The organism is Pseudomonas putida (assembly GCF_028682475.1).
Lineage (GTDB): Bacteria > Pseudomonadota > Gammaproteobacteria > Pseudomonadales > Pseudomonadaceae > Aquipseudomonas > Aquipseudomonas putida_AG.
Genome location: NZ_JANHLE010000002.1, coordinates 185,987 through 212,509, shown reverse-complemented (window position 1 = coordinate 212,509; position 26,523 = coordinate 185,987). Strand labels below are relative to the sequence as shown.

General features: G+C 54.5%; 23 protein-coding genes and 1 pseudogene. 14 read left to right on the top strand and 10 right to left on the bottom strand.

Features of this window, described 5'->3' with window-relative positions; all coding sequences use genetic code 11:
- Positions 1-26: 26 nt before the first annotated feature.
- From NPS47_RS25675 to NPS47_RS03010, 3 genes and pseudogenes are all read right to left on the bottom strand, one after another.
- Positions 27-731, bottom strand: a complete 705-nt coding sequence (locus NPS47_RS25675; protein ID WP_425313475.1) for a methyl-accepting chemotaxis protein — start codon at positions 729-731, stop codon at positions 27-29.
- A 204-nt stretch (positions 732-935) separates the two neighbouring features.
- Positions 936-1,112 (bottom strand): annotated as a pseudogene (locus NPS47_RS25670) (methyl-accepting chemotaxis protein); the annotation flags it as partial.
- Between the two features lie 976 nt (positions 1,113-2,088).
- Positions 2,089-3,486 carry a PLP-dependent aminotransferase family protein gene (locus tag NPS47_RS03010; protein WP_274293626.1) on the bottom strand — a complete coding sequence of 466 codons (1,398 nt, stop codon included), beginning with the start codon at positions 3,484-3,486 and terminating at the stop codon, positions 2,089-2,091.
- A gap of 113 nt (positions 3,487-3,599) precedes the next feature.
- Here NPS47_RS03010 and NPS47_RS03005 point away from each other — a divergent pair, with 113 nt between their 5' ends.
- Positions 3,600-4,763 (top strand): MFS transporter, encoded by a 1,164-nt coding sequence (locus NPS47_RS03005; RefSeq protein WP_274293625.1) that lies wholly within the window; start codon positions 3,600-3,602, stop codon positions 4,761-4,763.
- Positions 4,764-4,860: 97 nt separating this feature from the next.
- Positions 4,861-5,676 (top strand): hypothetical protein, encoded by an 816-nt coding sequence (locus NPS47_RS03000; RefSeq protein WP_274293624.1) that lies wholly within the window; start codon positions 4,861-4,863, stop codon positions 5,674-5,676.
- A 2-nt stretch (positions 5,677-5,678) separates the two neighbouring features.
- Here NPS47_RS03000 and NPS47_RS02995 read toward each other — a convergent pair whose 3' ends face one another.
- The gene (locus NPS47_RS02995; protein ID WP_274293623.1) at positions 5,679-6,440 is read right to left on the bottom strand and encodes an SDR family oxidoreductase; all 762 of its coding nucleotides are present in this window, start codon (positions 6,438-6,440) and stop codon (positions 5,679-5,681) included.
- A gap of 231 nt (positions 6,441-6,671) precedes the next feature.
- Here NPS47_RS02995 and NPS47_RS02990 point away from each other — a divergent pair, with 231 nt between their 5' ends.
- On the top strand, positions 6,672-7,676 hold the full coding sequence (locus tag NPS47_RS02990; RefSeq protein WP_274293622.1) for an NADP-dependent oxidoreductase: 1,005 nt from the start codon (positions 6,672-6,674) through the stop codon (positions 7,674-7,676).
- Between the two features lie 95 nt (positions 7,677-7,771).
- Here NPS47_RS02990 and pyrF read toward each other — a convergent pair whose 3' ends face one another.
- Positions 7,772-8,473 (bottom strand): orotidine-5'-phosphate decarboxylase, encoded by a 702-nt coding sequence (gene pyrF, locus NPS47_RS02985; protein ID WP_136475092.1) that lies wholly within the window; start codon positions 8,471-8,473, stop codon positions 7,772-7,774.
- A 179-nt stretch (positions 8,474-8,652) separates the two neighbouring features.
- On the opposite strand from pyrF, the gene NPS47_RS02980 reads away from it, so the two are divergent.
- Positions 8,653-8,820 carry a DUF2897 family protein gene (locus NPS47_RS02980; RefSeq protein WP_010224101.1) on the top strand — a complete coding sequence of 56 codons (168 nt, stop codon included), beginning with the start codon at positions 8,653-8,655 and terminating at the stop codon, positions 8,818-8,820.
- 30 nt (positions 8,821-8,850) lie between these two features.
- Here the strand turns inward: NPS47_RS02980 and NPS47_RS02975 are convergent, their stop codons facing one another.
- The 5 genes from NPS47_RS02975 to NPS47_RS02955 all read right to left on the bottom strand — a co-directional run bounded on the left by NPS47_RS02975 (position 8,851) and on the right by NPS47_RS02955 (position 14,455).
- Positions 8,851-9,645, bottom strand: coding sequence for an SDR family NAD(P)-dependent oxidoreductase (locus NPS47_RS02975; RefSeq protein WP_274293621.1), 795 nt, complete (start codon positions 9,643-9,645; stop codon positions 8,851-8,853).
- A gap of 142 nt (positions 9,646-9,787) precedes the next feature.
- Positions 9,788-10,108 (bottom strand): ComEA family DNA-binding protein, encoded by a 321-nt coding sequence (locus tag NPS47_RS02970; protein ID WP_274293620.1) that lies wholly within the window; start codon positions 10,106-10,108, stop codon positions 9,788-9,790.
- Positions 10,109-10,358: 250 nt separating this feature from the next.
- Positions 10,359-12,368, bottom strand: coding sequence for a polysaccharide biosynthesis protein (locus tag NPS47_RS02965; protein WP_274293720.1), 2,010 nt, complete (start codon positions 12,366-12,368; stop codon positions 10,359-10,361).
- 90 nt (positions 12,369-12,458) lie between these two features.
- On the bottom strand, positions 12,459-13,487 hold the full coding sequence (locus NPS47_RS02960) for an MraY family glycosyltransferase (protein ID WP_274293719.1): 1,029 nt from the start codon (positions 13,485-13,487) through the stop codon (positions 12,459-12,461).
- The gene (locus NPS47_RS02955; protein ID WP_274293619.1) at positions 13,484-14,455 is read right to left on the bottom strand and encodes a UDP-glucose 4-epimerase family protein; all 972 of its coding nucleotides are present in this window, start codon (positions 14,453-14,455) and stop codon (positions 13,484-13,486) included. Before NPS47_RS02955 ends, NPS47_RS02960 begins: the two co-directional genes overlap by 4 nt.
- Positions 14,456-15,287: 832 nt before the next feature.
- Here NPS47_RS02955 and NPS47_RS02950 point away from each other — a divergent pair.
- The 10 genes from NPS47_RS02950 to NPS47_RS02905 all read left to right on the top strand — a co-directional run bounded on the left by NPS47_RS02950 (position 15,288) and on the right by NPS47_RS02905 (position 26,386).
- Positions 15,288-16,301 (top strand): glycosyltransferase, encoded by a 1,014-nt coding sequence (locus NPS47_RS02950; RefSeq protein ID WP_274293618.1) that lies wholly within the window; start codon positions 15,288-15,290, stop codon positions 16,299-16,301.
- Positions 16,301-17,446: an FAD-dependent oxidoreductase gene (locus tag NPS47_RS02945; protein ID WP_274293617.1), complete on the top strand. Its 1,146-nt coding sequence runs from the start codon at positions 16,301-16,303 to the stop codon at positions 17,444-17,446. Before NPS47_RS02950 ends, NPS47_RS02945 begins: the two co-directional genes overlap by 1 nt.
- 7 nt (positions 17,447-17,453) lie before the next feature.
- Positions 17,454-18,203, top strand: coding sequence for a glycosyltransferase (locus tag NPS47_RS02940; protein ID WP_274293616.1), 750 nt, complete (start codon positions 17,454-17,456; stop codon positions 18,201-18,203).
- On the top strand, positions 18,196-19,137 hold the full coding sequence (locus NPS47_RS02935; RefSeq protein ID WP_274293615.1) for an aldo/keto reductase: 942 nt from the start codon (positions 18,196-18,198) through the stop codon (positions 19,135-19,137). Before NPS47_RS02940 ends, NPS47_RS02935 begins: the two co-directional genes overlap by 8 nt.
- A gap of 3 nt (positions 19,138-19,140) precedes the next feature.
- Complete coding sequence (locus NPS47_RS02930; protein ID WP_274293614.1) at positions 19,141-19,527, top strand: GtrA family protein; 387 nt, start codon at positions 19,141-19,143, stop codon at positions 19,525-19,527.
- Positions 19,528-20,201: 674 nt separating this feature from the next.
- Positions 20,202-21,203, top strand: coding sequence for a GDP-L-fucose synthase family protein (locus NPS47_RS02925; RefSeq protein WP_274293613.1), 1,002 nt, complete (start codon positions 20,202-20,204; stop codon positions 21,201-21,203).
- Positions 21,204-21,267: 64 nt separating this feature from the next.
- A complete protein-coding gene (locus NPS47_RS02920) occupies positions 21,268-23,223 on the top strand; it encodes a glycosyltransferase family protein (RefSeq protein WP_274293612.1) in 1,956 nt (651 codons plus the stop codon).
- Positions 23,220-24,050, top strand: a complete 831-nt coding sequence (locus NPS47_RS02915) for an ABC transporter permease (RefSeq protein ID WP_274293611.1) — start codon at positions 23,220-23,222, stop codon at positions 24,048-24,050. The genes NPS47_RS02920 and NPS47_RS02915 overlap by 4 nt, the downstream gene beginning before the upstream one ends.
- Positions 24,040-25,383 (top strand): ABC transporter ATP-binding protein, encoded by a 1,344-nt coding sequence (locus NPS47_RS02910; RefSeq protein WP_274293610.1) that lies wholly within the window; start codon positions 24,040-24,042, stop codon positions 25,381-25,383. Before NPS47_RS02915 ends, NPS47_RS02910 begins: the two co-directional genes overlap by 11 nt.
- The gene (locus NPS47_RS02905; protein ID WP_274293609.1) at positions 25,376-26,386 is read left to right on the top strand and encodes an FkbM family methyltransferase; all 1,011 of its coding nucleotides are present in this window, start codon (positions 25,376-25,378) and stop codon (positions 26,384-26,386) included. The genes NPS47_RS02910 and NPS47_RS02905 overlap by 8 nt, the downstream gene beginning before the upstream one ends.
- The last annotated feature ends 137 nt before the right edge of the window (positions 26,387-26,523 follow it).

The following is a 26,523-nucleotide window of genomic DNA, read 5'->3' as shown; positions in this document are numbered from 1 at the left end:
GGCAAGCCCGCTCCCACTAAGTCACGCTACAGCCTGAAATGTCCCACCATCCCCTTCAGGTCACTGCCTAACTGCGCCAGCTCGACACTCGAGCTGGCGTTGCCTTGCATGGCCAGCGCCGACTGATCGGCGCTGCTGCGGATCTGGGTGACGCTACGGTTGATTTCCTCAGCCACCGAGCTCTGCTCTTCAGCCGCTGCGGCAATCTGTTGATTCATCTGCTGGATCAACGACACCGCTGCGGCAATGCTGCCCAGTGCACTTTCGGTGTGCAGGGCATCGCCCACCGCCAGCTTGACCAGTTCGCTACTGCCCTGAATCTGCGCCACTGAAGCCTGGGCATTGCGACGCAGGCTGCTCACCAGCTGTTCAATCTCCTCGGTTGACTGCCGGGTACGCCGGGCCAAAGCACGCACCTCATCGGCCACCACCGCAAAGCCGCGGCCCTGCTCGCCTGCGCGGGCCGCTTCGATAGCGGCATTGAGGGCGAGCAAGTTGGTTTGTTCGGCAACGCTTTTGATCACCTCCAGCACCGTACCAATGGTCTGGATTTCGGCACTTAGGCTTTCGATACCCTGGCTGGCCGATTCGGCAGCGCCCGCCAGCGCTTCGATCCGTTGCATGCTCTGGCGCACCACCTGCTGGCCAGTGCCAACCTTGTCGTCTGCCGCCTGGGCCGCTTGCGCAGCCTCTTCGGCGTTACGCGCGACATCATGAACAGTGGCAGTCATCTGCTGCATGGCGGTGGCGACCTGTTCGGTTTCCTCCTTCTGGCTACTGACCTCACGGGTAGTCTGCTCGGTCACCGCCGAGAGTGACTGCGCATTACTCGCCAACTGCTCGATCCCCTTCTGCAACCCGCTGACAATGCCGCTCAACCCCGAACTCATCTGCTGCATGGCCTGCATAAGCTGGCCAATCTCGTCGCGGCGATCAACCCGAATGCCGCCACTCAGGTCGCCTGCGGCGATCTGCTCGGCACACCCGATGACCTGCCGCAGCGGCCCGACCACCGCGCGCGTGATCAACCAGGCCGCCACCACCCCGACCAGCAGGGCCAGCAGTGACGCCAGCAGGATAAACACTGCGTTACGCTGGAGTTGAGCCAGCATGGCCTGGTCTTCGGCTGCATAGGCTTGACCGATCTGAGCACTCACCTGCTCGGCGCGCTGTTGCAGCTGCTGTTTGAGTTGCTGCTCGCGCCCGAGCAAATCTGTGTACTCACCGAGCTTTTCACTGAAGCTGGCGATATGGCCACTGACCTCATTGAGAACGGTCTGATAACCGGCATCACTGACGCCAGCTTTGAGCTGCTCGACCAGCATCGCAGCCTGCCCGGTCTGTTCGATGCGCCCCTGGCGGACATCCTCGCTGCCTTTGCGGTTCTGCTCCAGGCGCAGCCGCGCCTCATCCATGGCCTGAAGCATCAACCTGGACACCTGGGCAACCTGTCCGGCCTGCTCGACAAACTCGGCACCTTGCTGGCCCTGGGTGTCCTTGAGGGTGTAAGTGCCGTCATCGGCCAGCCCCGCCTGCAGCACGTCGAGGTTATTGGCCACGCTCGACACCGACCAGCTGGCCATGTCCAGCGCCAGCTCCTTGGACTGGGTCAACTGAACGAACTGGTCGAAGGCCTGCCGGTACTCATTCAAGGCCTGCTCCACACCACTGCCGCTCAGTTGCGGCAGATCACCCAGCTGCGCCAGCAGCCCGTCCACACCTTGATGCAGTGCCGCCACTGCCTCCGGGGCGGAACGCAAGGCAAAGTCTTGCTCGTGCAAACGCACCCTGAGCACGTCGGTGCTGAGCACCGTCATCCGCTTGAGCCCGTCGAATCGCTGAGCGATGCTTTGCAATGCGCCAACACTGCAGATCGCCACCACAGCGGTCAGCAACAACACCAGGGCAAAGCCCAGACCCAGCTTGCGTGCCATGCCCAGATTGGCAAAAAAACCACGTTCGAGCGCACTCATCGCACCTCCCCCACTGACTCGGCAACGACTCAATACTGCAGAGTGGCAATGGCGCCCGGGGTGACACAAGATGCTGGCGTCGCAATAATGGCAAATGGCTACAGACGCGTCGTTTTCAAGACGGCGGAGGTCGCCTTGTACGCTGAAAGAACGCCTGGGCGCGTTGGTCCTGAACATAGGCGACATTGATCCGCAGCCAGTCACTGGCTGCCCCCTGCGGATCAAACGCACTACCCGGCGCCAACAGCACCGAACACGCCAATGCTTCTCGATTGAGTGCGGCGAAATCCCACCCAGGGCAACGCGCCCAGACAAACATCCCGCCATAAGGCTCGGTGAATACCTGCCAGCCGCTGGCTTCCAGCTGCCCCAACGCCTTGGCCATGTGCTGCGCCAGGCGCGGGCGCAGGCGCGCCACGCTTTTGCGGTACGAGCCGCTGGCGAGCATCTGCGCCACCACCTGTTCGCTGAACCGGCAAGTGCCAAGCCCGCTAACCATCTTCAGTTCGGCCAGACGGGCGACCAATGCGGGTTCCGCCACCAGGTAACCGACGCGTAACGAGCTGCTCAGGGTCTTGGAAAAGCTGGCGAGGTAAATCACCCGCTGCTCGGCGTCCAGGGTGGCCAGGCGCGTTACCGCACCGTCCTGAAAGTCGGCATAGATGTCGTCTTCGATGATCTGTACATCATGCTCACGAGCAAGCTCCAGCAGGCGATAAGCCACCTTGGGGGTCAGGCTGCTGCCGGTGGGGTTGTGATACAGGCTGTTGATGTACAGGCAACGGGGCCGATGGCGCTTGAGCAAGTCTTCCAGCACTTGCAGGTCCGGACCTGTGGCGGTACGCGGCACCAGCAGCATGTCGACCTGATGCTGGCGCAGCAGGTTGTACAGGTTGTAGTACCCCGGACTTTCCACCACGACCTTGTCGCCAGGCTTGAGCAAGGTTCGCACCAGCAGGTCGAGAGCATGGCTTGCCCCCTGAGTCGTAAGGATCTGCTGGGGGCTGACCTGGATACCGATCTGCGCCAATACCTTGTGCAGCTGAGCACGCAAACTGGCCAGCCCCAACGGTGGACAGTAGTCGAGCAAATCTTCCACCGGCCCACGGCTGACGTGACGCACAGCCTGGGCGATCGCCTCGGTGGCGCGCCAGCTGGAAGGCACCCAGCCACAACACAGATTGAGCAGATCGACCGGGGCATCGCTGAACTGCTGCCAGCGATTGGCGAAAGTTTCATCGCGAAATGGCTGATCAACCAGCGCAGCACTTAACCGCTGTTCAGCGACAAAAAAGCCGGCACCATGCCGAGCCTCCAGTAATCCCGTCGCCACCAGCCGGTCATAGGCTTCGATCACACAGGACTGGCTGATGCCCTGCTCGCGCGCCAACTGGCGGATCGATGGCAGGCGGCTGCCAGGACGCAGGCGCTGCTGTTCGATCCAGCCCTGCAACTGCGCCGCGACCTGCTGGACCAGTGGCGTGGAGGATTGACGATCGAGAGTCAGGTTCATGGGCAAAGTGTTCGGTGGTTTTGTCCAAACAGTTAATCACAATTCCTCGGCCAGTGTGCCTTGAGAGCCCTTGGTGATCACCGGATAGTCGCGGTATCGACAAGGAGCTCACTATGCCCACCCAGCGTTCCCCTGCCCTGCTGGCCTTTGCCCTGTGCCTGATCACCTTCGCGGTCAACCTGCAGGCCCCGCTCTATACCGCCTATGCCGAGCTGTCCGGAACAGGCGCCGCAGCCACGGCGGTGGCTTTTTCAGCTTATGTCGTCGGCGTGGTGCCGGTACTGTTGTTGCTCGGAGGCCTGGCGGACCGAGTCGGGCGGCGACCCCTGATCATCGTCGCCCTGGGCTTGTCGATGTTCGCTACCCTGCTGATGTTGCTGGCGCCCACCCTGCAAACACTGGGGCTGGCCCGCTTGCTATTGGGCGTCGGCACAGCGCTGGCCTCGGCGACGGGCACCGCCTACATGAGTGAACTGATGCACAACGGCGACAATCGGCGTGCGGCCACGTGGGTCACTGCCAGTACCTCACTGGGCTTTGGCCTTGGCGCGGCGTTGACCAGTCTGTTCCTGTTGCGTGGGCCGAGCCTGACGCCTGAGAGCTTCTACGTGCACCTGCTGCTGGCTGGCCTGGCCCTGCTGGCGGTGTGGCGTCTTCCCGACCAACGTCGAAATACGCAAGGTGCCTGGCTACGCCTGCCCTGCTACCCCGCAGGCAGCCTGCCTTATGGCCTGGCGATTCTCCTGGCGTGGGCCTGTGTCGGCCTGGTCATCGCCTTGCTGCCGTCGATCCTCAAGCAGCACGGTCTGGCCAGTTGGTCGGGGTTCTCAACCTTCTGTGTGATCAGCTGCGGCCTGTTATTCCAGCCGCTGGCCCGGCGCATGGCGCCTGGCAAAGCAACGTTGCTCGGCTTGATGATATTGCCCTGCAGCTATGCCTTGCTGGCCTGGGGAGCCGATAGCGGTCAGTTGGTCGTCGTGCTGCTCGGTACGGTGGCTGCCAGCAGCGCCTGCTATGGCTTTGTTTATCTGGGTGGGGTGTCGGCCGTGAATGCACTGGCCGACACCGAGAAAACCCGCGCCAGCGCCGGCTTCTTTCTCCTCGCCTACCTGGGTTTCAGCCTGCCGGTGATCTTTACCGGACTATTGGTTGACCGTCTGGGTTCCAGGGTTGCCCTGCTGGTATTTGGCGGCGCCTTGATGGTTGGTTGCTTTCTGGTGGGTGTACGTCTGTTTACCCCGAATAATCAGTCAATTACGCAAGTGAACAAAGTGTGAAAAAAATGTTAAAAAACGTAGGAAATGGTACATTTCTTTGACGATTGCATTTTGACATTAGGGATGTGCAGCAGTGACGCGCGGATGCAAGGATTTGGTGAACGAGTTTTCCTACACACTCAACCACCGTCGTTCAACATTACACTTCAAGGCCCCCCCCACCACCTTCACCGCTCAAGCGTTGCAACGCCTGGTAGAACAGCAGGGCTCGAGCAAACGCGTCAGCGCGCCGCTGGACTGTACCCGAAGCGCCCTGTTCACCAAGCGTCAGCCGCTGGACTCGCTGAAAAAGAAGCTGCGGGTGGCCTTCGGTGGCAGCAAACGCCAAGGTCTGAATGACTGGGTGATCGAAGAGCTGGTCAATACCGCCGAAGCGCACAAACGCGGCGCCCGGGTTGCGCCCTTGATCGGCTTTGGTTACTCCAGGGACCGTCTGGGTCTGATGGATGATTTCATCATTATCACTGGCTTGCTAGCGGGTTATACCGATGGCTGGAAGTGGGTCAACACCAACCCGAAGCAGGTTGAAACGTTGATTGTCAGCGCCTTCGAACTGTTGCGCTCACTGCACCAGCAAGGCGTCAGCCATATGGACCTGTGGGCTGCCAACGTGATGTTGCCCGACACGCTTCCAGCGCCGGCCCAGGCCATTGATCTGGAAAACTGTTTCTGCCGGCCAACCGCATTTCTCAGCGAGACCCTTGGCTTTCAGTTCGGCTTCTTTTACTTCCGCGAGATCTACCGCTTTATCACCGAAGCCCGCTACGACGAACTGGTCGAGGCTGCGCTGGCCGACTATCCCGATATCGACCGGGAGCGCTTCACGCCCTGCTATCAACTGAGCAAACATCAACACGTCGGCCGTAAAGACCGACGCACAGTGTTTCTCACCGGTGAGTTGAAAGCAGGCTAACCTCAGATCGCAGTCGCCCCACCGTCCACCGCCAAGGCATGGCCGGTGGTGAACGCGGCGCCATCACTGCACAGGTACAGCACCGCGCTGGCGATCTCCTCGACTTTGCCGATACGTCCCAGCGGATGCATGCCTGCTGCAAACTCGGCCTTGCGTGGATCAGCTTCGTAAGCGCGGCGGAACATATCGGTATCGATCACCGCCGGGCAGACGGCATTGACGCGGATCTTCTTCTTGGCGTATTCGATCGCCGCCGACTTGGTCAGACCGATGACCGCGTGCTTGGACGCGCTGTAGATACTCATCTTCGGCGCCGCACCGAGCCCGGCCACTGACGCGGTGTTGACGATGGCGCCGCCGCCCTGGGCCAGCAACAACGGCAGCTGGTGCTTCATGCACAGCCACACCCCCTTGACGTTGACAGCCATGATCGCGTCGAACTCGGCTTCGCTGCCTTCCGCCAGGCGGCCCTGCTCGATCTCGATGCCGGCATTGTTGAAGGCATAGTCGAGACGACCGTAGGCTTCGACCGTGCAAGCCAGCAAGCGCTGCACATCGGCCTCGCGGGTAACGTTGCAGGCTACGAACAGCGCCTCTCCCCCGGCGGCGCGAATCAGCTCGACCGTACCTTCACCGCCTGTGGCGTCAAGATCGGCCACCACCACCTTCAAACCTTCGGCGGCAAACGCCAGGGCCGTGGACCGGCCGATACCCGCCGCGCCCCCGGTAACCAGGGCAACCTGGCCGGAAAAAGTCATGCTCATCGCTAGCTCCTGCAACAAAGAGAGGTCAGTGGCGTGGAGTCTAGGCGGCCAGTAGCACGGATTGGCAGCATCATCAGGGGCCCGGTTGAAGGCATATCGGTTCGGGTGATTATCTGGATAAACCTGAATCACGTGTGTGGATCGTGATGCATTCGTCAAGCGGGTAAACCTTGCCGGAATGCCTGTGAGGGTCTATCAACAGACTTTGCCCTTCACTCGAGAGCTCCAGTCATGACCGCGCAGACCAACCGCCGTTTCCTGCTCGCCAAACGCCCGATCGGGGCAGTCAGCCGTGACGACTTCACCTTCGAACAGATACCGCTCAGTGAGCCCGGCGAAGGCCAGGTACAGGTGAAAAACCTCTACCTGTCCCTGGACCCTGCCATGCGCGGCTGGATGAACGAAGGCAAGTCTTATATTGCGCCTGTGGCGCTCGGCCAGGTCATGCGCGCCTTGGGCGTCGGCGAAGTGATCGCCTCGAAACACCCGGGTTTCGCCGTCGGCGACCACGTCAATGGTGCCCTCGGTGTGCAGGACTACTTTGTGGGTGAGCCGCAGGGCTTCTATAAAATCGATCCGAAACTGGCGCCGCTGCCGCGCTACCTGTCCGCCCTGGGCATGACCGGCATGACCGCCTACTTCGCCCTGCTCGATGTTGGCGCCCCCAAGGCAGGTGAAACCGTGGTGCTCTCCGGGGCCGCCGGTGCAGTGGGCAGCATTGCCGGACAGATTGCCAAGATCAAAGGTTGCCGGGTGGTGGGGATCGCCGGCGGCACAGAGAAATGCCGGTACCTGAAAGACGAACTGGGCTTCGACGGCGTCATTGACTACAAGGCCGAGGATGTTCTCGAAGGCCTCAAGCGCGAATGCCCGAAAGGTGTCGACGTCTACTTCGACAATGTCGGCGGCGACATTCTTGATGCCGTGCTCAGCCGCTTGAATTTCAAGGCACGGGTGGTGATCTGTGGCGCCATCAGCCAGTACAACAACAAGCAGGCGGTCAAAGGTCCGGCCAACTACCTGTCACTACTGGTCAACCGGGCGCGAATGGAAGGCTTCGTGGTCATGGACCATGCCGCCAACTACGGCAAGGCCGCACAGGAAATTGCCGGCTGGCTGGCAACCGGCAAACTGCAGAGCAAGGAGGACGTGGTCGAAGGACTGGAAACCTTCCCCGAGACGCTGTTGAAGCTGTTCAGCGGGGAAAATTTCGGCAAGCTGGTGCTGAAAGTCTAAACATCGGTGGGAGCGGGCTTGCCCCGCGATTGCGGTATGTCAGCCACATCGCATCGCGGGGCAAGCCCGCTCCCACTGCTCCCGCCAGCCTCAAGTCAAGCGCGAATTTCTGCAACCACCGCCGCCAGCGCCTGCGCCGGATCGGCAGCCTGGCTGATCGGGCGACCGATCACCAGGTAATCGGAACCGGCGTCCAGCGCCTGGCGCGGAGTCAGGATACGACGCTGGTCATCCTGGGCACTGCCCGCCGGACGAATACCCGGGGTAACCAGTTGCAGTGACGGATGCGCCGCCTTCAGCGCCGGTGCTTCCAGCGCAGAACACACCAGACCGTCCATACCGGCCTTCTCGGCCAGGGCCGCCAGCCGCAGCACCTGCTCCTGCGGCTCGATGTCCAGACCAATACCGGCCAGGTCCTCACGCTCCATGCTGGTCAGCACGGTCACACCGATCAGCAGCGGTTGTGGGCCACTGCGCTGAGCCAGCACTTCACGGCAGGCCGACATCATGCGCAGGCCACCGGAGCAATGAACGTTGACCATCCACACACCCATTTCCGCAGCGGCTTTAACCGCCATTGCCGTGGTGTTGGGAATGTCGTGGAATTTCAGATCGAGGAACACCTCGAAACCCTTCTCGACCAGGGTTTCGACAATGCCCGACGCGCTGCTGGTAAACAGCTCCTTGCCGACCTTGACCCGGCACAGGGACGGATCGAGTTGATCCGCCAGTTTCAGGGCGGCGTCACGGGTAGGGAAATCCAGGGCGACGATGATGGGCGTCTGGCAGGCGGACATGGGCGAGTCTCTTGGCAAGTCTTGAACGGCGCGCATTGTAAACGAAGTCGCGGTTTATGGGGGCCAATGATCGCGAATTGGCCCACCCCCGTTGGCTTCCCTATAATTGAACCAATGAATGAAGCATTGGCTCCAACTTAACAGGAGCGGCATCATTCGCCGCCCTGAAGGAGAATGACATGCCCTGGTATGCCTGGTTGATTCTGGTGCTCGCGATAGGCTCCATCGTCGGTGGCCTGATGCTGCTGCGTGATACCGCGAAAAAGCTGCCCCTGACTGAAGAACAGCTTAAACGCGTGCATGAACGCAATGCTGAAATGGATGCCAAGGATGCGCAGGATCGCTAAATCCACCTGCCATCTGGCTTGCTCACAGCATCACTTGTAACGTGCTGCGGCAGAACTGCGCGACAAATTTGGCCTCAACGCATCGCGCGCCTTGATAAACGCCTGCCAGTCCGTAGCATCGGGTAACGATGGAATAGTGACCAACTCCTGACTGTCCAGGCCCTGTAAAGCCGCATCAACCATCTCCCCGGCCTCCATCACCATCTGTGGATCGATCTGGGCAACATCCAGACCCGAGCGCTCCCAGATCTCGGTGCGGGTAACTCCGGGTAGCACGGCCTGAACCTGTACGCCCTTGTCTTTCAGCTCACCTTGCAGCGTCTGGGTCAGGCTCAGTACATAGGCCTTGCTTGCGCTGTACACCGCGTTGAACATCTCCGGCGCCAGGGCAACGACCGAGGCGATGTTGATGATGGTGCCGCGGCCGGCCTTGCCAAACTGCGCGGCTGCGGCCGAAGCCAGACGTGTTAGCGCGACAATGTTGAGCGCCACCAACGAATCGATCTGCGCAGCAGTAGCGTCCGCCAAGGTGCCACTCATGGCGATACCGGCGTTATTGACCAATACGCCGATGCTCGGATCATCGCGCAAACGCTGCTCGACACGGGCCAGATCTACCGCTTTCGCAAGATCTGCCGACAATACCTCGACATTAATGCCGTACCGGGCCTGTAGATCAGCCGCCAAGACTTCAAGCCGCTGTTGGTCCCGCGCGACCAACAACAGATCGTGACCACGAGCAGCCAGACGCTCCGCATAAACCGCACCGATTCCGGAAGACGCGCCCGTGACGAGCGCAGTGGGTGTTACCGAGGAAGCTGACATAACGGTGATCTCCTGGGACTGGCTAGGGAAGGATGAATCTGCTTGAAGCAAAATATTACCATCGTAATATTTACACAAATCCTGCCGACCAAAGGCATGCCCAAACAAGAAGGCCGGTCAACGACCGGCCTTTCTTGGAGCGCTAGTTGACGGTGAGCTTGTCGCGGTTGCGATCGAGCAAGGCCTTACCGATACCCTTGATCTCCAGCAACTCATCCACCGTGCTGAAGGCACCGTGCTCTTCTCGGTGAGCAACGATCGCTTCGGCTTTGGTTTTTCCGATGCCGGTCAGGGTGGATTGGAGAGTCATCACGTCGGCCGTGTTCAAGTCCAACTTAACGACTTGATGCTCTACGACAGCGGTTAGCTGTGGGTTTTCGATTGGCTGGGGTGCGGCACTCAAGGACAAGGACACACTGGTGAACAGAGGAAGAAGAAGGTAGGAAAGGACAGTATTGCGCATGAGAGAGACTCCTGGGGTGGTTTCAGAGGCAGCATTTCCTGGCTGCCTCTGAAACCTAGAACGCCCTGCTCGAGAGTCAAACTGTGGCCCACGGGGGAATTTTTACCAAATCAGACGAAAGCTGCATGTTCGACGCAATCCCTCGGATTAAAGGCCTTTCGACCCGACTGGATGGGGCAAAGGTAGCGGCAAAACAACGTTAGCAAATGTGATAAAACCCCCAGATTCAGGTGTGGCCCCACTATGCCGTTCAGGGCTCCAGGCGGCGCTGCTGGTAGATCCAATCGACTATTTCCCCATCCGGGCTGTAGCCGCTAACGGTTTCACGCAACAATTGGCGAACACGACCGTAATCATCGTTAGAAATAGCCGCCAGCAGCTCTGCGAGACGCTCCTTCAGCATATCCCATAGAAGGTGATCCTCATGCGCGCTCATTATCATCGGATGTTGGGTAGCATCGACGTTATCGCCGATCAACAGCTCTTCATAGAGCTTTTCACCTGGACGCAAACCCGTGAATTCAATGGCAATATCGCCTTGCGGATTCCTCTCTGAACGTACGCTCAACCCTGACAGATGGATCATCTTCTCGGCCAACTCAACGATTTTCACCGGTTCCCCCATGTCCAGAACGAATACATCACCGCCCTGCCCCATGGCGCCAGCCTGAATCACCAATTGAGCGGCTTCCGCTATCGTCATGAAATACCGGGTGATCTTGGGATGGGTCACCGTCAGCGGCCCACCCGACTTGATCTGCTTATGGAAAAGCGGGATCACTGAACCTGAAGATCCCAGCACATTACCAAAACGCACCATGGTGAATCTGGTCTTGTTGACCCGCGAAACATTACTGTTATCACCAAACATCACCGGTGCGGATTCGCGGCTGAGCGCTTGCAAGGTCATCTCGGCAAGCCGCTTAGTACTCCCCATGATATTGGTCGGGCGTACGGCTTTGTCGGTGGAAATCAAAACGAAGTTGGCTACACCGGCTTGCAATGCGGCTTGAGCGGTATTCAGCGTGCCAATCACATTATTGAGCATACCTTCGGCAATATTGTGCTCTACCATCGGTACATGCTTGTAAGCAGCAGCGTGATAAACAGTATCGACATGCCAGCTTTTCATCACATCCAGCAGTTGCTGTTGATTGCGCACCGACCCCAGGATAGGCAACACTCGGACAGGCAAAGACTCGCGTGCAACGCGCTGCTCAAGCTCACCGAGGATGCTATAGAGATTGAACTCGCTGTGGTCGAATAGCAGTAGCGTAGTGGGCGCCAACCCAATGATCTGGCGGCACAGCTCCGAACCAATGGAACCACCAGCCCCCGTTACCAGCACCGACTGTCTTTTAATGCAGCGTTCAAGGAGATCCTCTTGGGCAGGGACCGCATCGCGCCCGAGCAAGTCGGCGATATCAACCTCTTGTATATCATCGACCTTGACCCGTCCGCTGGCCAAGTCCATAAATGCAGGCACACTACGCACATGCAGCGGAAAACCTTCGAGACGGCTCAGAATATCCCTGCGCCGAGCACGTGATGTTGACGGAATTGCCAGCAGGATTTCCTGTGCCCCGGTCATATCGATCATCTGCTGGATGTGCTCAGGCTTGAACACCTGCAATCCGGAGATAACCCGATCGGTGATACTACTATCATCGTCGATGAAGGCAACGGGTCGCATCATCCGCCCCATCCGCAGGGCGGCAACCAACTGGTTGCCTGCAGTGCCTGCGCCGTATACGGCGACCTTGGTCAAGCCATCATCACGATTGGTGAACGGTATGTGCTGGGTGGCGGAAAACCAGTCGCCCATGAAGTACTGACGCATGGCCAACCGCAGGCCGCCAATAATCACCAGACTCAACCACCAATAGTTGAAGATGATCGAGCGTGGAACTACCGCCTGATGGTTGCTGTACCAGAAGACCACGACGGCGAGAATGAGCGAAGACAGGCTGACCGCTTTGATAATGGCAATGAGTGCGTCGTTACCAAAATAACGCATGACCGCTCGGTACATACCGAAGCGGATAAACAAAGGGATCGCGACAACGGGAGCACTGAGGAACAGCCAGAAATGCGCTTCGAGTGGATTGTAGAGATCGTCGATGCCCAAGCGCACAATGAATGCCAGCCACAATGCGACCCAGATCAGCACCACATCTGTGGCGACCTGGATCAGCCTTTTTTGCCGTCTGGGTCGTGCAACCAGAAACACCCGAACCTTATCAATGACGCTATTGCCCATCAGGCTCTCTCCCTCGCGTAACGGCGAAAAGTCGAATTTACGTGCCATCGATTACTCATCATCGACTTATTGCGAAAAGCGGTTCGCGGGTTAGTTGACGCGATCATGGATCTCTTGCTCTCCCGCTCGAAACCTAACGGCCAATATCAACAGTGGCACATACGCCACAACCATCCCGAATGCGCCATCGAGTCCAAAACAAGCAACTGCGGCAGCGAACGGCAATAACCAACACAGGTTGATTATTGCCACTGCAAGGGTAACCGGCAGATGCCTGCCATAATGCCTCGAAGCGAACTGATAAGCATGACTGCGATGAGCTTCATAGATCCTGTCGCCACGCAACAAGCGGCGACCTAGAGTGAATGTGGCATCAACAATAAACACGCCGAGCAGTATCAACCACGCCCAGAACAATTGAGGAGCCATCCAGGCCGCTTGAAGAGAAAAAACGCCAAGCATTATGCCAAGGAACCCACTGCCCGCATCACCCATGAAAATTCGCGCCGGCGGGAAATTCCAGAACAGAAACCCTGCTACCGCTACCGCAAGCAAGAGCGGAGCCCAAACTGCGTGCAGATGTCCGGTTAACGCATAAAGCAGACAGATTCCTATACATACACATATGGCCTCAACACTGGCAATGCCATCTATTCCGTCCATGAAGTTATAAAGGTTGAGCATCCAGACCAAGTAAAGAAGTCCGAACACTGCACCCGCCCAGCCGAGCTCAATAGGTACGCCAAACACGACGATAGCCGGCACCCCACCCAACCATAACAGCGCCCATGCTGCAGCTAAAAAGTGCCCCAACAACCGCCAACGGGCGGCAAGGTGCCCGTGATCATCCATGAATCCAATGAGAGCAATAAGCCCCGCAGCTCCGAAAGAGCCAACGAACATCGCCTTGGAAATCCCCCCCCACCAATACAAACAGATCAGTGCAGCCATAAAAGCTAGCACGATCGCCACTCCACCACCTCGAGGGGTAGGCAAGGAGTGAGAGCTTCGTGCGTTGGGGATATCCAGTAGGCTCCGGGAAAGCGCATAACGACGCAGTGCTGCCGTCAGAAAAAAGGAAACAACGGCGACTACAGGAACAAGCCACCAAAAACTCATAATTGGTTGGATTCCAGATAATGTTGAGCTGTCAGTTTCAAACCTTGCTCCAGACTGAGTGGTGGTGTCCATCCCAACAATTCTCGGTTTTTACTGATATCTACTTGTAGTGAACCGAATAACCTCTCAAAAACCGATTGGCGGGATAGTAAAACGGCCGCACTGCACATTAGCCAAGAGGGCACCGGCAGCAACCTCGACGGCTTGCCCAAGCCATCGGAAAGCTTGCGTAGCAATTCGGTAGTGGACACATCCTCACCATCGCTAACGAGAAAAGTCTGATTCGCGGCCAGTGGATGGTCGATGCAAGTGACAATAAAATCGATTAAGTTCCCCAACGCTACAAAACTGCGCCGGTTATGAATCGCCCCCAAGGGTAATGGGATGCCTTTGGATAACCAATGCATCATGCGCAGAAAATTTGCTTTCACACCCGGACCATAGACAAGAACAGGTCGGATAATGACCACCTCCAGCCCTGTCGATGCGGCCAATTCGAGTAAACCCAGCTCAGCCTCAAGCTTGGAGCGGCCATACGCATCCACCGGAGCGGGTTCATCGTCCGCCCGATAGGGTCTACCCGCAGAAGTTCCCTCACCATTGACCTTGATTGAACTGAGAAAAACGAATCGCTTTGCTCCGGCAGCGACAGCCTGACGAGCGAGATTGAGCGTGCCTTCGACATTTACCTTACGAAACTCAGCCAGAGGGTCCTGGGAATCCTCCTCCATAATGTGTACTCGTGCTGAGGCGTGCACGACGACCTCAACCCCTACCAACACCTCGGACCAACTGGTCGAAGCGTCCAGGCTTCCGACAGGTACGACCTCTACACCAATAGGAAAGCTAACCGTCAAACTCCTGATGGGCGCGCGTACCGAAAAATTCTCGGATGAAGCCAGGTACCTGACTAACGCGGAGCCCAAGAAGCCAGTAGCGCCTGTTACAAGTATTGACCTGCGAACCATTAGAGTATCTCTGTTTTATGCCCATGCAGACGGAAAGCGCATGCTACTGCGGACACTGACGGTCGTTTACTGACGATGCCTGCTCCCTCCCGCCTAACAGCATACCTTTAGGAACTATACAAAAACATCCATATGACGACATTCCCCTCTTAAAATTCTGTACGTAAAGTACATTACCAAACAGGGGATAACACCAACAGGCGAGACGAACTCCACCAGCCTTTTTGCCAACGTGACAATGCACGTTGGGAGCAGTGGAGCGTCTCCCCCCATAGCCTTCCTTCACCGGAGTGTACGGTATCAGTTTAGCGCACCCCTAAAACCAGCCTCCCCTCACGCGCCTTGATGAGCTTGCTCCTCGATAGCGGACTCACAGCTCCTCAAGCGTGGCAGCCCAACTCACCGAGCCAACGCACCGCCAGGCCTGGTCGTATTCTCACTCCACCTAGCCCAGGCCCGCAGGGCAAGTGCCGGGCAGTACCGAAATCCCAAGGCTCTTACGTACAAAACCTGAAAAATCGGGGACACGACAACTTCCCGGAGCCCGAGGGTTTGTGATAACTTCACTCAAATCTGAAAGCTCGCCAACCTCATTGATCGCCTCAGTGATGTCGTCGAAGGTTATTCCGAGCGTCACTGCGCTTATACAACTCTGGTGCGTAATCCTTAGAAGGAAAAGTTCGTGTGAGTATCACCTTTCCTCCTGCTCTACCTATCGCGCTCAACGGAACGCGGCAACACTTTAACTTTTTTTCGGTAGCCCCACCCCCTCGCAAACAAATCTCTTCGCGCTATTATTTCTCACTCAACATACCCAAAGAGCACCATTGAAATGGACTTTTTCCCCTGTTTTCTCTCCATAGTACTTGTTGTTCGCAACCAATCAAAATATATTGAAAAAACGCTGACCGATGCCGCAAAAATCATATCTACGATCGTCAGCGACTACGAGTTGATCATTGTAGACAACGCCTCTGATGACGATAGCATCGCTACATTAAAACACCTCACAGGGGAAAATGGGCTAGCCAACCTGCAAGTATATGCACTGACCAAGGAAGTGGATACAGATACAGCCTCATGGGTTGGACTGGAAAATGCACTCGGCGACTTCGTTGCCGTGATCAACCCGCTAATAGATGACATCAGTTTTGTGCCGCAGATGCTCGAAAAAGCAGTAAACGGTGCAGATGTGGTGTTTGCTCACAATGAGCAGAAACCCGCGCAAACTCTTGCTTACCGCAGCGCAGATGCAGTATTTCAGGGACTCTATAACAAACTCAATGGCGTCAATCTTGCCAAAGAGGCACCGCAGTACCGCGTTCTCAGCAAACGTGTCATCAATTTTATACTCCAGCATGCACAGCCGGCCATGACTTACCGCCATCTCCCCGCTACGGGGGGATTTTCGCGCTCCTATCTCAATTACAGCGCCACACCAAAGTCATCACCATCAAAACGTCTGGGCGAGAGCATTGATCGGGGCATGCGATTGCTGGTATCGACTACACGCGCACCAATGCGCTTAGTAACTTATCTCTCCCTGTTCGGCGCAATCGCAAACGTGGTGTATTCAATCTATGTACTTGCCGTAGGGGTCCTCGACCCGAATGTCGCCCCGGGCTGGGTTAGTGTTTCGCTACAGCAATCAGGTATGTTTTTACTGATTTCGTTGGTGTTGCTAGTACTAGGGGAGTACATCCTGAACATGGCTAGCCTGTCGAACGAAGGGCCGCTTTATCATGTTGGACAAGAATTCACCAGTGCACGCATGACACGCCTTGAAAAATTAAACATTGAAGAGATCAGTACCGAACAAAGCAAGATCAAGGGGCGCTCGTCCTGATGCCACTCTCCTGTCATGAGCACACAGCCGTTGTGATAGGCGGGGGGTTTTACGGCACCGCAATCGCAGTCTATCTTGCCAAACAACGCGGATTGAAGCGCGTTCTCCTGATTGAGCGCGAACCGGAACTGCTAAAGCGCGCCTCGTACAACAACCAGGCTCGCGTTCATAATGGGTATCACTACCCTCGCAGTTTCACAACCGCCTATCGGAGCCGGGTAAACCTTCCAAAGTTTGTAAGAGACTGGCCTGAGGCGGTCAAACAAGACTTCACAAAGCTCTACGCTATCGCCCGGCGCAATTCGAAGGTTACTGCCAGGCAATTCGAACGTTTTTGTCGTGATATAGGCTCGGTAATTGAACCAGCTACCCCAGCGTTACGGGCACTGTTTGAACCACGCTTGATCGAGGACGTATTTCTCGTTGAGGAATACGCTTTTGACTCGACAACACTGGCTCGCTGGGCCGAGCGCGAATTGACAGAAAGCGGCGTCCAAATTCGCTGCCAGACGCGAGCAGTCAAAATATCCAAAGGCACAAACTCACCATTGCAGGTGGTGATCGAGACAAATCAGGGACTATCAGAACTGATTACATGCCGCTATCTCTTCAACTGCACCTACAGCGGCCTTAACCATTTCAAGGGTGACTTCCCTGGTGTTCGAAGCAGCCTCAAACAAGAAATCACCGAAATGCCACTCATGCGCATGCCGCCCGCACTAGAAGGTCTTGGCATCACGGTAATGGACGGCCCGTTTTTCTCCATGATGCCTTTCCCCGCTCGCGGACTTCACACTCTATCGCATGTTCGATATACACCTCACTTGCACTGGGATGACCATCAAGGGGTCAATCCCTATGAAAAACTTGACGCCTACGAGCAGGCTAGTCGTGTTGATCGCATGGTCAGAGATGTCGGCAGGTACATCCCGGCTGTACTGAATGCCAGGTACTTAGACTCGCTATTCGAAGTCAAAACAGTATTGACAAAGAGCGAAGGGGACGACGGACGGCCAATCCTATTTGAAAAACACGCCACGCTGCCTGGCTGCTACTCTGTTTTGGGCGGAAAGATCGACAACATCTATGACGTCCTAGAAAAACTAGATACTGAAATCTTCAGCGAACCCGAACTCACATTCTGAGCACACAATGACCAAAACTATAGAGATTACTATCCCCATCCTGAACGAAGGAGCCACCCTCGCTCAACAGGTGAGGATAGCTTATGCCTACATTCAGAAAAACCTTCAAGATATCGGCACGATCACCATTACCCTCGCAGACAATGGCTCCACTGACAGCACTCCTGACATCGGTAGAGCGCTTTCGAATGAACTCGCGGGCGTCAAATATCTGCGCCTAGAAAAACGCGGTGTTGGATTGGCCCTGAAATCGTCATGGGGTGAGTCAACAGCCGATATCATTGGTTATATGGACCTTGATCTTGCCACAGACCTCAGCCACCTCAGGCCCGCACTCAGTAGTTTGATTTCAAAAAAAGCCGATATTGTCACGGGCTCTCGCTTAGCCAAGGGAGCAAAAGTCATTGGCCGAACGCCTTTGCGAAACTTCACCAGCGCCTGCTTTAATCATATTGTTAAATTTATCTTCCGCACTTCTTTCACCGACGGCATGTGTGGATTTAAATTCCTCCAACGGAACATTCTCCCACCCTTGATGGCTCACGGCGCACAAAGCGACGGATGGTTCTTTGCAACGGAAATATTGGTTACCGGCGAACATTTGAAATACACCGTACTCGACCTACCCGTCACATGGACAGATGACCCCAATTCAAAAGTTAAAATCATTAAGCTTTCTCTAGAATATCTCAAAGCCATGTCTGCACTTCGTGATCGACTATCCCACTCAAAAAGACAGAGTACTCCAAATGATTAACCTTTCAAACAACAACAAGACGCTCGTACTGGGCACCGCTTTATGGGGTTGGGGAATCGAACAAAGCGGCGCACTCCAACTACTTGACTCTTTTGTTAACAATGGGGGCCGCATAATCGACACTGCGTCCAATTACCCCATTAACAACCGCAGTGAAGATTTCGGTCTTGCGATACGCTGGATTGAAAACTGGGTGAAATCAAACCCAAATACCGACCTTTCTGTCATCGTCAAGATTGGAGCCATTGACAATACCGGCTCTCCTGATGCCAACCTTTCCTCAAACAACATCATTTCGACTAGCGGAGAACTGAGCGATCGCCTTGGACGAGCATTGTCCTGCATCTCCGTACACTGGGACAACCGCGGCACCGAAGAAAACGACCTAGATGCAATTGAAAGGACTGTGGACGCCCTGACAACCCTACACCGCTCTGGCCTCGAGGTCGGCTTGTCAGGTGTTAAGTTCCCCGACCTGTACCGCAAGGCAAAACCCGAAATGGCCGATAAATGGGTTATACAAGTCAAGGAAAACTTCATCACCCGTAAAGCCCGAGAAGGCTATTATCAGCACTTCCCTAACGCAAAGTATTTGGCATACGGTGTTAACCTTGGCGGAATCAAATCGACCCCAGCAGAGAAAAGCAGCTCCGCAGAGCTAAGACAAATTGTGCACTCCAAGGCCCTTATTGAAAAGCTGACACGCTTTTTGGATTCAAACCATACAATCGTACCTCGCCCCACCACTCTAAATGACCTCGCCCTGGCATTTACCTATGCCAATCCGGCGCTTTGCGGCCTTATTATTGGCCCTCGAAACACCGAACAGCTCCTCAACACTCTTGATTACTGGAATAGCTTGAGCATCACTTTCGACCCTGCTAACCACACGCCACTCCTAACATCACTTGCAGAACAAGCTAATCACGAGTAACCAATGCAAATCATAAAATACGCTCTTACCGGCCTAATCAACACCGCCGTCGGTTACGGAGTCTTTTGGATATTGTTTACCCATTTCAATTTCAGTGCTGAGCATGCGAATGCCATGGGGTACGGGATCGCTCTGACTCTTGCCTTTTTAATGAACAAATTATTCGTATTCAATAAATCCACGTTTCACCACGGCATGATCCCAAGGTTCATCCTGGCATTTGCGCTTGCTTTCCTTATTAATCAAATTGTTCTGATAATTCTTCACCGCACCCTAGGCATTCGAGCAGAAATCGCTCAAATCATGGCCATGGGAACCTACACGATCATATTTTACGTATTGAACAAGCGATTTGTTTTTAGCGAAAAAGCTAGCCAAGAGAAGCAATGAGCGGACAAGCCCACGTTTCGATAGCGCTACCATAGCAACATCAGGCAGGAAGCCGTTGAACACTACACAACGCCGAGCGACTTGATTGGGTACTACTTCAACCACCCTGCCACAACTACAGTAAGCCTAGCCAGAGCGACCCAAGTCGGCGAAAGGATAGCCCCAATTATTAGCAAGGGGGAAGTATAATTCACTCCTTAACACATCTCTCCCTAACGCCCGTAACAAAAGCTACGCGGAGGAGTTGTTAGCAAATTGAAGCAGCCTCAACGCTGCCTCCAAGGCATCCAGCGAAACCTCCCTGGCAGACGGCTGCATAGAATGGCGTGTAAATTTTGATAAAAATCAGCAGAATGGACTGCTGTAGGGTGGACGAACGGCCGATTAGACAGTAATTTTACCTTACAACACCCTGGTAAGCGCGCGCCTGCAGATCGATCAGGCGACCAAACACGAGGAGGCGCATGCCTGTGAGGAGAATAAAATCGACCTTCGGCCTGCATCCCTCACCTAAAATGGGTGTATTGTAGCCAACATCCTTGACCGCACGATGTGCAGCAGACCGAGAGCTCGCCTTGATGATGAAGGCGCTCGTCGGCGGCGTGCTCTATGATGGGTGAGTGAGGTAGGCGAAGGTGAATTTGCGAAGCTTTCTGAAAAATTAGGATGATAAAATGTCTGTAACAAACGTCAAGGCATCAGCACAGCGTTCAGCACTACGCTTCGCCGGAAAAAAAGTTTGGATCACAGGGCACAAGGGAATGCTCGGCTCTGCAGTAGTCCGAAATCTCAAAGGGGAGGATGCTCAACTGCTGCTGACGTCCAGAGCCGACCTAGATCTAACCAATCAGGCAGCCGTATACGACTGGATGGAAAAGAACCGCCCAGACTATATCTTTCATGTCGGCGCCAAAGTCGGCGGTATTCATGCCAATGCAACACTGCCTGCGTCGTTCATATATGACAATTTGATGATTCAAACAAATGTAATTTCAGGCGCCCATAAGTTTGGCGCCACAAAATTACTTTTTGTAGCAACTAATTGCACCTACCCGAAAAACGCAGAACAACCTATTTCCGAAGCAGCCCTCCTCACCGGCCCTCTGGAAGACAGTATTCGTGCCTATGCGGTCAGCAAGATTGCCGGCATTGAAATGTGCCGGGCATACCGCAAACAATACGGGTGCGACTTTGTCTCGATCATTCCTCCAAATCTTTATGGTCCTGGCGACAATTACCATTCCCAACACAGCCATGTCGTTGCAGGCATTATCCGCCGCACGCATGAGGCTAAGCTACTTGAGAAGGATGAATTCGTCGTGTGGGGTGACGGCACCCCACGTCGCGAGCTACTGCATGTCGACGACCTCGCCGATGCCATGAAGTGCGTGATGCTAGCACCGACAATCGATGACCTCTACAACATCGGCTGCAATCACGACCTTGCGATTGCCGATCTAGCGGCGATGATTGCAGAAGTTGTTGGTTATCAAGGAAAAATTGTCTACGACACGAACAAACCGAATGGCACTATGCGAAAACTGCTGGACAGCAGCAAAATTCGGGCACTCGGATGGGAGCCCAAAATTGATGAGCGCACGGGCCTTAAAAGCGCCTACGAGGACTTCTTGAGCCTACTTCAGTCGCCGACACCAGGTGCACGAATCGATCTCTGATGCGTAGCATAGGCGAGTTGTCACCTTCTTTATTCTATCGTTACGAACATTTGGGTGCTGTGCAATGAGTAATGACTTCCCTCTGCCCGAGGGCGTGTTAGGTCGCTTCGGCGTTGTCAAACTTTGGCCAGGTATCAAGACCGCAGAAGATGAGTGCATCGCACGCCTGAAACTTGCTGCCCAGGCCATAGGGGTTGAGTGCGTTGAAATCCATGCCGATGGTGGTTTCGTCACAGCACCTGACATTAAAGTGTCCAAGGCAAATGTCGATTTTGTGATCCATTTGCACTACGACACCCCCAAACGCTACGACGCGTTTTCCTTTGTCGCACTATGGAATCCGCTGAAATTCTATCATGAGTGGGGATACCAACGTTGCTCGCGCAACCTGACAACACATGATGACTTCATCAGTTGCAGCTCCAGCGCAGCGGATGACCATGTTGCCCGGATGGTGCGTGGCGCCACAACGCATCTGCCTTCGCATTTCAAGATGTATCACTCCACACCTAAAGTCGTTCACGAACCGTCCCTGGGTGATGGCAAACTGTTCTACGCCGGAATCAACTGGGAAGCTATCGTCAGCAGCCGCCAATCACGCCAGCAGGAAGTACTCAAACGTCTCGACCCTACTGGCCTACTGAAAATTTATGGTCCAACCATTTTCCAAGGCGTACGTGTCTGGGAAGGTTATAAAAGTTATGTCCGGGAGATTCCGTTCGATGGATTCTCCATGATCAACGAAATCGCCAAAGCGGGGGCAGCACTGGTATTGTCTTCCCAAGCACACCGTGATTCAGAAATGATGTCCAACCGTCTATTCGAAACGGTTGCGGCCGGCACACTGGTTATCTGTGACGAAAACCCATTCGCACGTAAGTATTTCGGCGATTCACTTCTCTATATCGATAGCCGCTCGCCTATGGAACAGATCTATAGCGATATCACTTCCCATCTCGGCTGGATCAAGAACCACCCCGAAGAGGCTATGGCGAAGATAAAAAAAGCACAGGCAATCTTTAAGGAGCATTACACGCTCATTGGCAGCTTGAAGGACCTCTACAGCGGCCTGAATGCCCGCAAGCAGCAATTAACCGCGCAACACCTGGGCGCCGACGGTGAAAGCACCCATATTAGCCTTAATCTTTTGATGCTGGACTACTCGACTGCGGCATTGAAAGCACATGTCGAAAGTGTCCGACATCAAGATTACCGTAACTTCACCGCTACGCTGGTAATAGACAAAGTAGTGGCAGGAAACTTTAAGCCAGAAATCTCAAGAATCATCAACGCCTCCCCTATCCCCATTCGTGTAAAGGAAGTGGAAGGTTATAAATACAGTATTCATCCTGAAATCAAAGCGAAGCGCCGCCTGGGGGAAGTCCTACAGGAACTGGTATCCGATGCAGCAAACTCAGATGCCATAGTTTTTGTCGCACCTAATGAAAAGCTGCTCTCCAACCATTTGACAGTCTTGGCCGGCGCACTGCAGAGTGACCCACAAGTAAACTGTGCAGCAACTGCCGTGGTTATGGATGATGGTCACTCGCCGATACACACCGTTCATGAATTGATTGACTTCGGCCATGTAGATGCTGCCGGCCCACCCGGCTATGGCCGTTTCATCTTCCGGACAACCTCACTGCCTGCCGACATCGGTATTGCGCTGCCCTATCTTGACGGTCGACCCTTGGCTGCGATGATCACCGGAAAAATCAAGCACCTTCTGCCTGCCACCGTCACGCTCAACCTTCGCCAGTTATTTCCCGAAAGAACTTGGGATGAAGCGGCAGAAACCGAACTCATCAAAGACTTCAATCCGACTGTACTAAAAGTGTCGGCAGGGTTCTATATTTCCGAGACGCCTGCGCCGATGATCATTGAGGCGCCACAACCACAAATCCTGAAAATCGCCAAGATGTTTCTTAATAGGGCCTGGATCAAAGCTCAGATCCAGGCGATCAAGACCCATGGCTTCAGTGCTCGCTTTGAAGTATTGAAGCGGAAACTGAGCCTATGAACCCACACGCTCCCGCACCAATCTCGCTTCTTTCACTGGTCAAAAGTGTTTGGTCGAACAGACACCTAATTCAGCAAATGACCAAACGGGACGTCATCGGACGCTATAAAGGTTCGGTGATGGGGATTCTGTGGTCGTTCGCGAATCCAATAATATTGCTGGTGATTTACACACTAGTTTTTTCAGTCGTGTTCAAGGCTCGCTGGGGAACCGGCGAGCCTGCTAGCAAAAGTGAGTTCGCGATCCTACTCTTTACCGGAATGATCGTTCACAGCCTGTTTGCCGAGACACTAACACGGGCTCCTACGCTGATCCTGAGTAACGTAAGCTATGTAAAGAAGGTGGTTTTTCCTTTGGAAATTCTCCCTCTTATCGCCATGGGCACCTCCTTCTTCCATGCACTGGTCAGCATTGGAGTATTGCTTCTCGCACAACTTCTGGTAAACGGCACAATTCCCTGGACGGTGTTTTTTTTGCCGCTGGTGATTGCCCCCTTGATCGTTCTGTCTTTAGGTCTGGCTTGGTTACTCGCATCGCTTGGAGTGTATTTACGTGATGTCGCCCACCCCATAGGCCTGCTGATGACACTGCTGCTGTTCGCCTCTCCGGTGTTTTACCCTATTTCCGCCCTGCCCGCAGAGATTCAACCTTGGTTGATGCTCAACCCCTTGACCTTCATAATTGAACAAGCCCGGGCAGTGTTGATTAGTGGATCAATGCCTGACTTCAGCGGCTTGGCCGTTTATGCCGCCGTAGCCCTTTGCTTTGCGTGGGCAGGGTATGGCTGGTTCCAGAAGACCAGAAAAGGATTTGCGAATGTTCTCTAGTGAATTCGCAATTCGCGTGGAAGCCGTTTCCAAGCGATTCGAAATATTTGAACACCCGCGCGACCAACTCAAGCAGTTCATCTACCCAAGACTGCGCCGCCTTCTTCGACGACCTAATCGAGCCTACTTCAAGGAATTCTGGGCCCTTCGTGAGATTTTTCTTGAGGTCCGCAAAGGCGAATCTTGTGCAATCGTAGGTCTTAACGGAAGCGGCAAAAGCACACTTTTGCAAATCATTACCGGTACCCTCACCCCCACTACAGGCAAAGTGAGTATCAACGGACGGGTTGCAGCCCTGCTGGAGCTGGGATCAGGTTTTAATCCTGAATTCAGTGGTCGCGAGAATGTGTATATGAATGGAGCCTTATTGGGCTTCAGCCGTCGCGAAATCGATGCAAAAATTCCGGACATTGAAGCGTTCGCCGATATCGGCGACCACTTTGATCAAGCGCTTTCGTCGTACTCAAGCGGCATGCAAATGCGAGTTGCCTTCGCAGTTTCGACTGCGTTCGAACCCGATATTCTAATTATCGATGAAGCGCTGGCAGTGGGCGATGCCTACTTCCAGCAAAAATGCTTCCAGCGCCTGGAAAGCTTCCGAGAACGCGGGGGCACTTTATTGTTCGTCTCCCATGATGCCAACACGGTTAAACACATCTGCAACAAGGCTCTGCTCCTGAGCCATGGCAGAACGATCAGTTTTGGTGCACCTCGAGATGTCATCGATCTATATCAAGGATTGGTGGCAAAAAAAACTGACATGAGTAGCGGCGAGATTTCTGTCGACCAGAGCATCGCGCCAACCACTGAAAGCCTCGAGGCAATCGAGCATCCCAAGGCATGGACCAAGGCCACGACTATCACCACCAATGGTGATGCCGAACTTATCGACTTTACCCTGCTAAATGCTGAAAACCGCGCCGTTACTCACCTGGAAAGTGAAACGCAGCTAACCGTTCGGTACGTAGTAAAGTTAAATAAGAACTTTGAACGCCCGGCATATGGACTGATAGTTCGAGACCGCTTGGGGCGTTCTATTTTTGAAACCAGTACCTTTGCCTTGCAAATGCCCGAGGCGCCGTGCAGCCAAGGGGCTCAAGTAATGGTACGCTTCAACCTCAATCTGAATTTGAAGGCGGGTCAATATTCATTTTCCGTAGGCGTTGCCAATAAAGGTTTCTCCAGAAGCGAATTTGAAGAATACAGCTTGCTGATGCATGACGTAGAGCAGCTACAGGTGACTGAATCACCTCTGGCGGCGTTCTATGGTGGGATCTTCAACATGCACCCAGTTGTATCAGTAGATTTATTGGAAGAAAAACAAAATGCCTGATCTCGAGACGCTGTCCCAACAGTTAAACGAAGCCTTACAAGAACTCAAGGCTTTGACAGAGCGGCAACTTCACTTTGAAACGATATTATTGAACAAAGGCCTGTCGACGGCAGACGTTGCAAGGTTTAATCCGGTTTTGCACCGTAACTTTCTAGGTAATGCCGATGCCGCACAGCAAAAGCATCTGATGCTGGCCTGGAAGTATAATTCTCCACCCGTACTAGGGCCGTCGGACCTGGTGGAAAGTGGATTCCGTGCTTTTTCTCAAAATGATGAAGATGGAATCTTGCTTCGCCTGTTTACACATATCGGCTGTACCAACCGTTATGTCGTCGAAATAGGCAGCAACTGCAATGACTCTGATGTAGGCATTCCAGAAAACCTGTCGACCAACCTGCTGGTTAATCATGGCTGGCACGGTACAATTTTTGAGCTCGATCCCACCGAGTGCAGCCGGATGCTTTACTTCTTCGCCAGAACGGCTTCAACGCGCCACTACCATTGGACCCATGAGGGTTCAACCGAATACTACTCGCCAAAAATCGTTCAGCAAGCCGTTAGCCCGGAAAACATTAACGAGCTGCTAGTAGTGTCCGCTCCGGATCCGGAACCCGATCTATTTATCATTGACATTGATGGTGGCGACTTCGCAGTCATGGAGAGCCTCTCTGCAGTCAAGCCACGCGTAATTGTCGTAGAGTTCGAAAAGCGTTTCCGCGAACGGCATAACGTAGTCCAACGTGACAGAGATCAGTTCAGCCGCAGATGGCAACAATCGGGGGCAGCCAGCTTGACCGCCTGGACCAGTCTCCTGGAGCCAAGAGGCTACAGACTTTGCGCGGTAGGAACCTGCTGTTTTAATGCTTTCTTCGTACGCGAAGACGTTGCCGAGGGTAAATTGTCTACTCTACATCCAAAAGACGCATTTGACTCACACCCAGTATTTTCAGCGATGGATGATGCTTTCTGGCTGATACCTGATGAAAGCTGGCAATCTCTTTGAATTTGTACTGAGGAGGCAACGGTTGACATTGACAACAAAGACAAAGATACCGGCAGGCTCACTTCTGAGTGGGACTGAGCATTGGGGCTAGCGCAAGTATCCCTGAGCATCAACAACCGTTACGCGAGATTCAGTGG

What these genes read in the sequence shown, in the direction of transcription:
- NPS47_RS03010 (WP_274293626.1), bottom strand. Translation starts at nt 3,486, where the DNA reads ATGAACCTGACTCTCGATCGTCAATCCTCCACGCCACTGGTCCAGCAG.
- NPS47_RS02950 (WP_274293618.1), top strand. Translation starts at nt 15,288, where the DNA reads ATGGACTTTTTCCCCTGTTTTCTCTCCATAGTACTTGTTGTTCGCAAC.
- NPS47_RS02970 (WP_274293620.1), bottom strand. Translation starts at nt 10,108, where the DNA reads ATGCGCAATACTGTCCTTTCCTACCTTCTTCTTCCTCTGTTCACCAGT.
- NPS47_RS02915 (WP_274293611.1), top strand. Translation starts at nt 23,220, where the DNA reads ATGAACCCACACGCTCCCGCACCAATCTCGCTTCTTTCACTGGTCAAA.
- NPS47_RS02925 (WP_274293613.1), top strand. Translation starts at nt 20,202, where the DNA reads ATGTCTGTAACAAACGTCAAGGCATCAGCACAGCGTTCAGCACTACGC.
- NPS47_RS02995 (WP_274293623.1), bottom strand. Translation starts at nt 6,440, where the DNA reads ATGAGCATGACTTTTTCCGGCCAGGTTGCCCTGGTTACCGGGGGCGCG.
- NPS47_RS25675 (WP_425313475.1), bottom strand. Translation starts at nt 731, where the DNA reads ATGACTGCCACTGTTCATGATGTCGCGCGTAACGCCGAAGAGGCTGCG.
- NPS47_RS02910 (WP_274293610.1), top strand. Translation starts at nt 24,040, where the DNA reads ATGTTCTCTAGTGAATTCGCAATTCGCGTGGAAGCCGTTTCCAAGCGA.
- pyrF (WP_136475092.1), bottom strand. Translation starts at nt 8,473, where the DNA reads ATGTCCGCCTGCCAGACGCCCATCATCGTCGCCCTGGATTTCCCTACC.
- NPS47_RS02935 (WP_274293615.1), top strand. Translation starts at nt 18,196, where the DNA reads ATGATTAACCTTTCAAACAACAACAAGACGCTCGTACTGGGCACCGCT.
- NPS47_RS02960 (WP_274293719.1), bottom strand. Translation starts at nt 13,487, where the DNA reads ATGAGTTTTTGGTGGCTTGTTCCTGTAGTCGCCGTTGTTTCCTTTTTT.
- NPS47_RS02975 (WP_274293621.1), bottom strand. Translation starts at nt 9,645, where the DNA reads ATGTCAGCTTCCTCGGTAACACCCACTGCGCTCGTCACGGGCGCGTCT.
- NPS47_RS02945 (WP_274293617.1), top strand. Translation starts at nt 16,301, where the DNA reads ATGCCACTCTCCTGTCATGAGCACACAGCCGTTGTGATAGGCGGGGGG.
- NPS47_RS03005 (WP_274293625.1), top strand. Translation starts at nt 3,600, where the DNA reads ATGCCCACCCAGCGTTCCCCTGCCCTGCTGGCCTTTGCCCTGTGCCTG.
- NPS47_RS02920 (WP_274293612.1), top strand. Translation starts at nt 21,268, where the DNA reads ATGAGTAATGACTTCCCTCTGCCCGAGGGCGTGTTAGGTCGCTTCGGC.
- NPS47_RS02930 (WP_274293614.1), top strand. Translation starts at nt 19,141, where the DNA reads ATGCAAATCATAAAATACGCTCTTACCGGCCTAATCAACACCGCCGTC.
- NPS47_RS02905 (WP_274293609.1), top strand. Translation starts at nt 25,376, where the DNA reads ATGCCTGATCTCGAGACGCTGTCCCAACAGTTAAACGAAGCCTTACAA.
- NPS47_RS02980 (WP_010224101.1), top strand. Translation starts at nt 8,653, where the DNA reads ATGCCCTGGTATGCCTGGTTGATTCTGGTGCTCGCGATAGGCTCCATC.
- NPS47_RS02940 (WP_274293616.1), top strand. Translation starts at nt 17,454, where the DNA reads ATGACCAAAACTATAGAGATTACTATCCCCATCCTGAACGAAGGAGCC.
- NPS47_RS02990 (WP_274293622.1), top strand. Translation starts at nt 6,672, where the DNA reads ATGACCGCGCAGACCAACCGCCGTTTCCTGCTCGCCAAACGCCCGATC.
- NPS47_RS02965 (WP_274293720.1), bottom strand. Translation starts at nt 12,368, where the DNA reads ATGGGCAATAGCGTCATTGATAAGGTTCGGGTGTTTCTGGTTGCACGA.
- NPS47_RS02955 (WP_274293619.1), bottom strand. Translation starts at nt 14,455, where the DNA reads ATGGTTCGCAGGTCAATACTTGTAACAGGCGCTACTGGCTTCTTGGGC.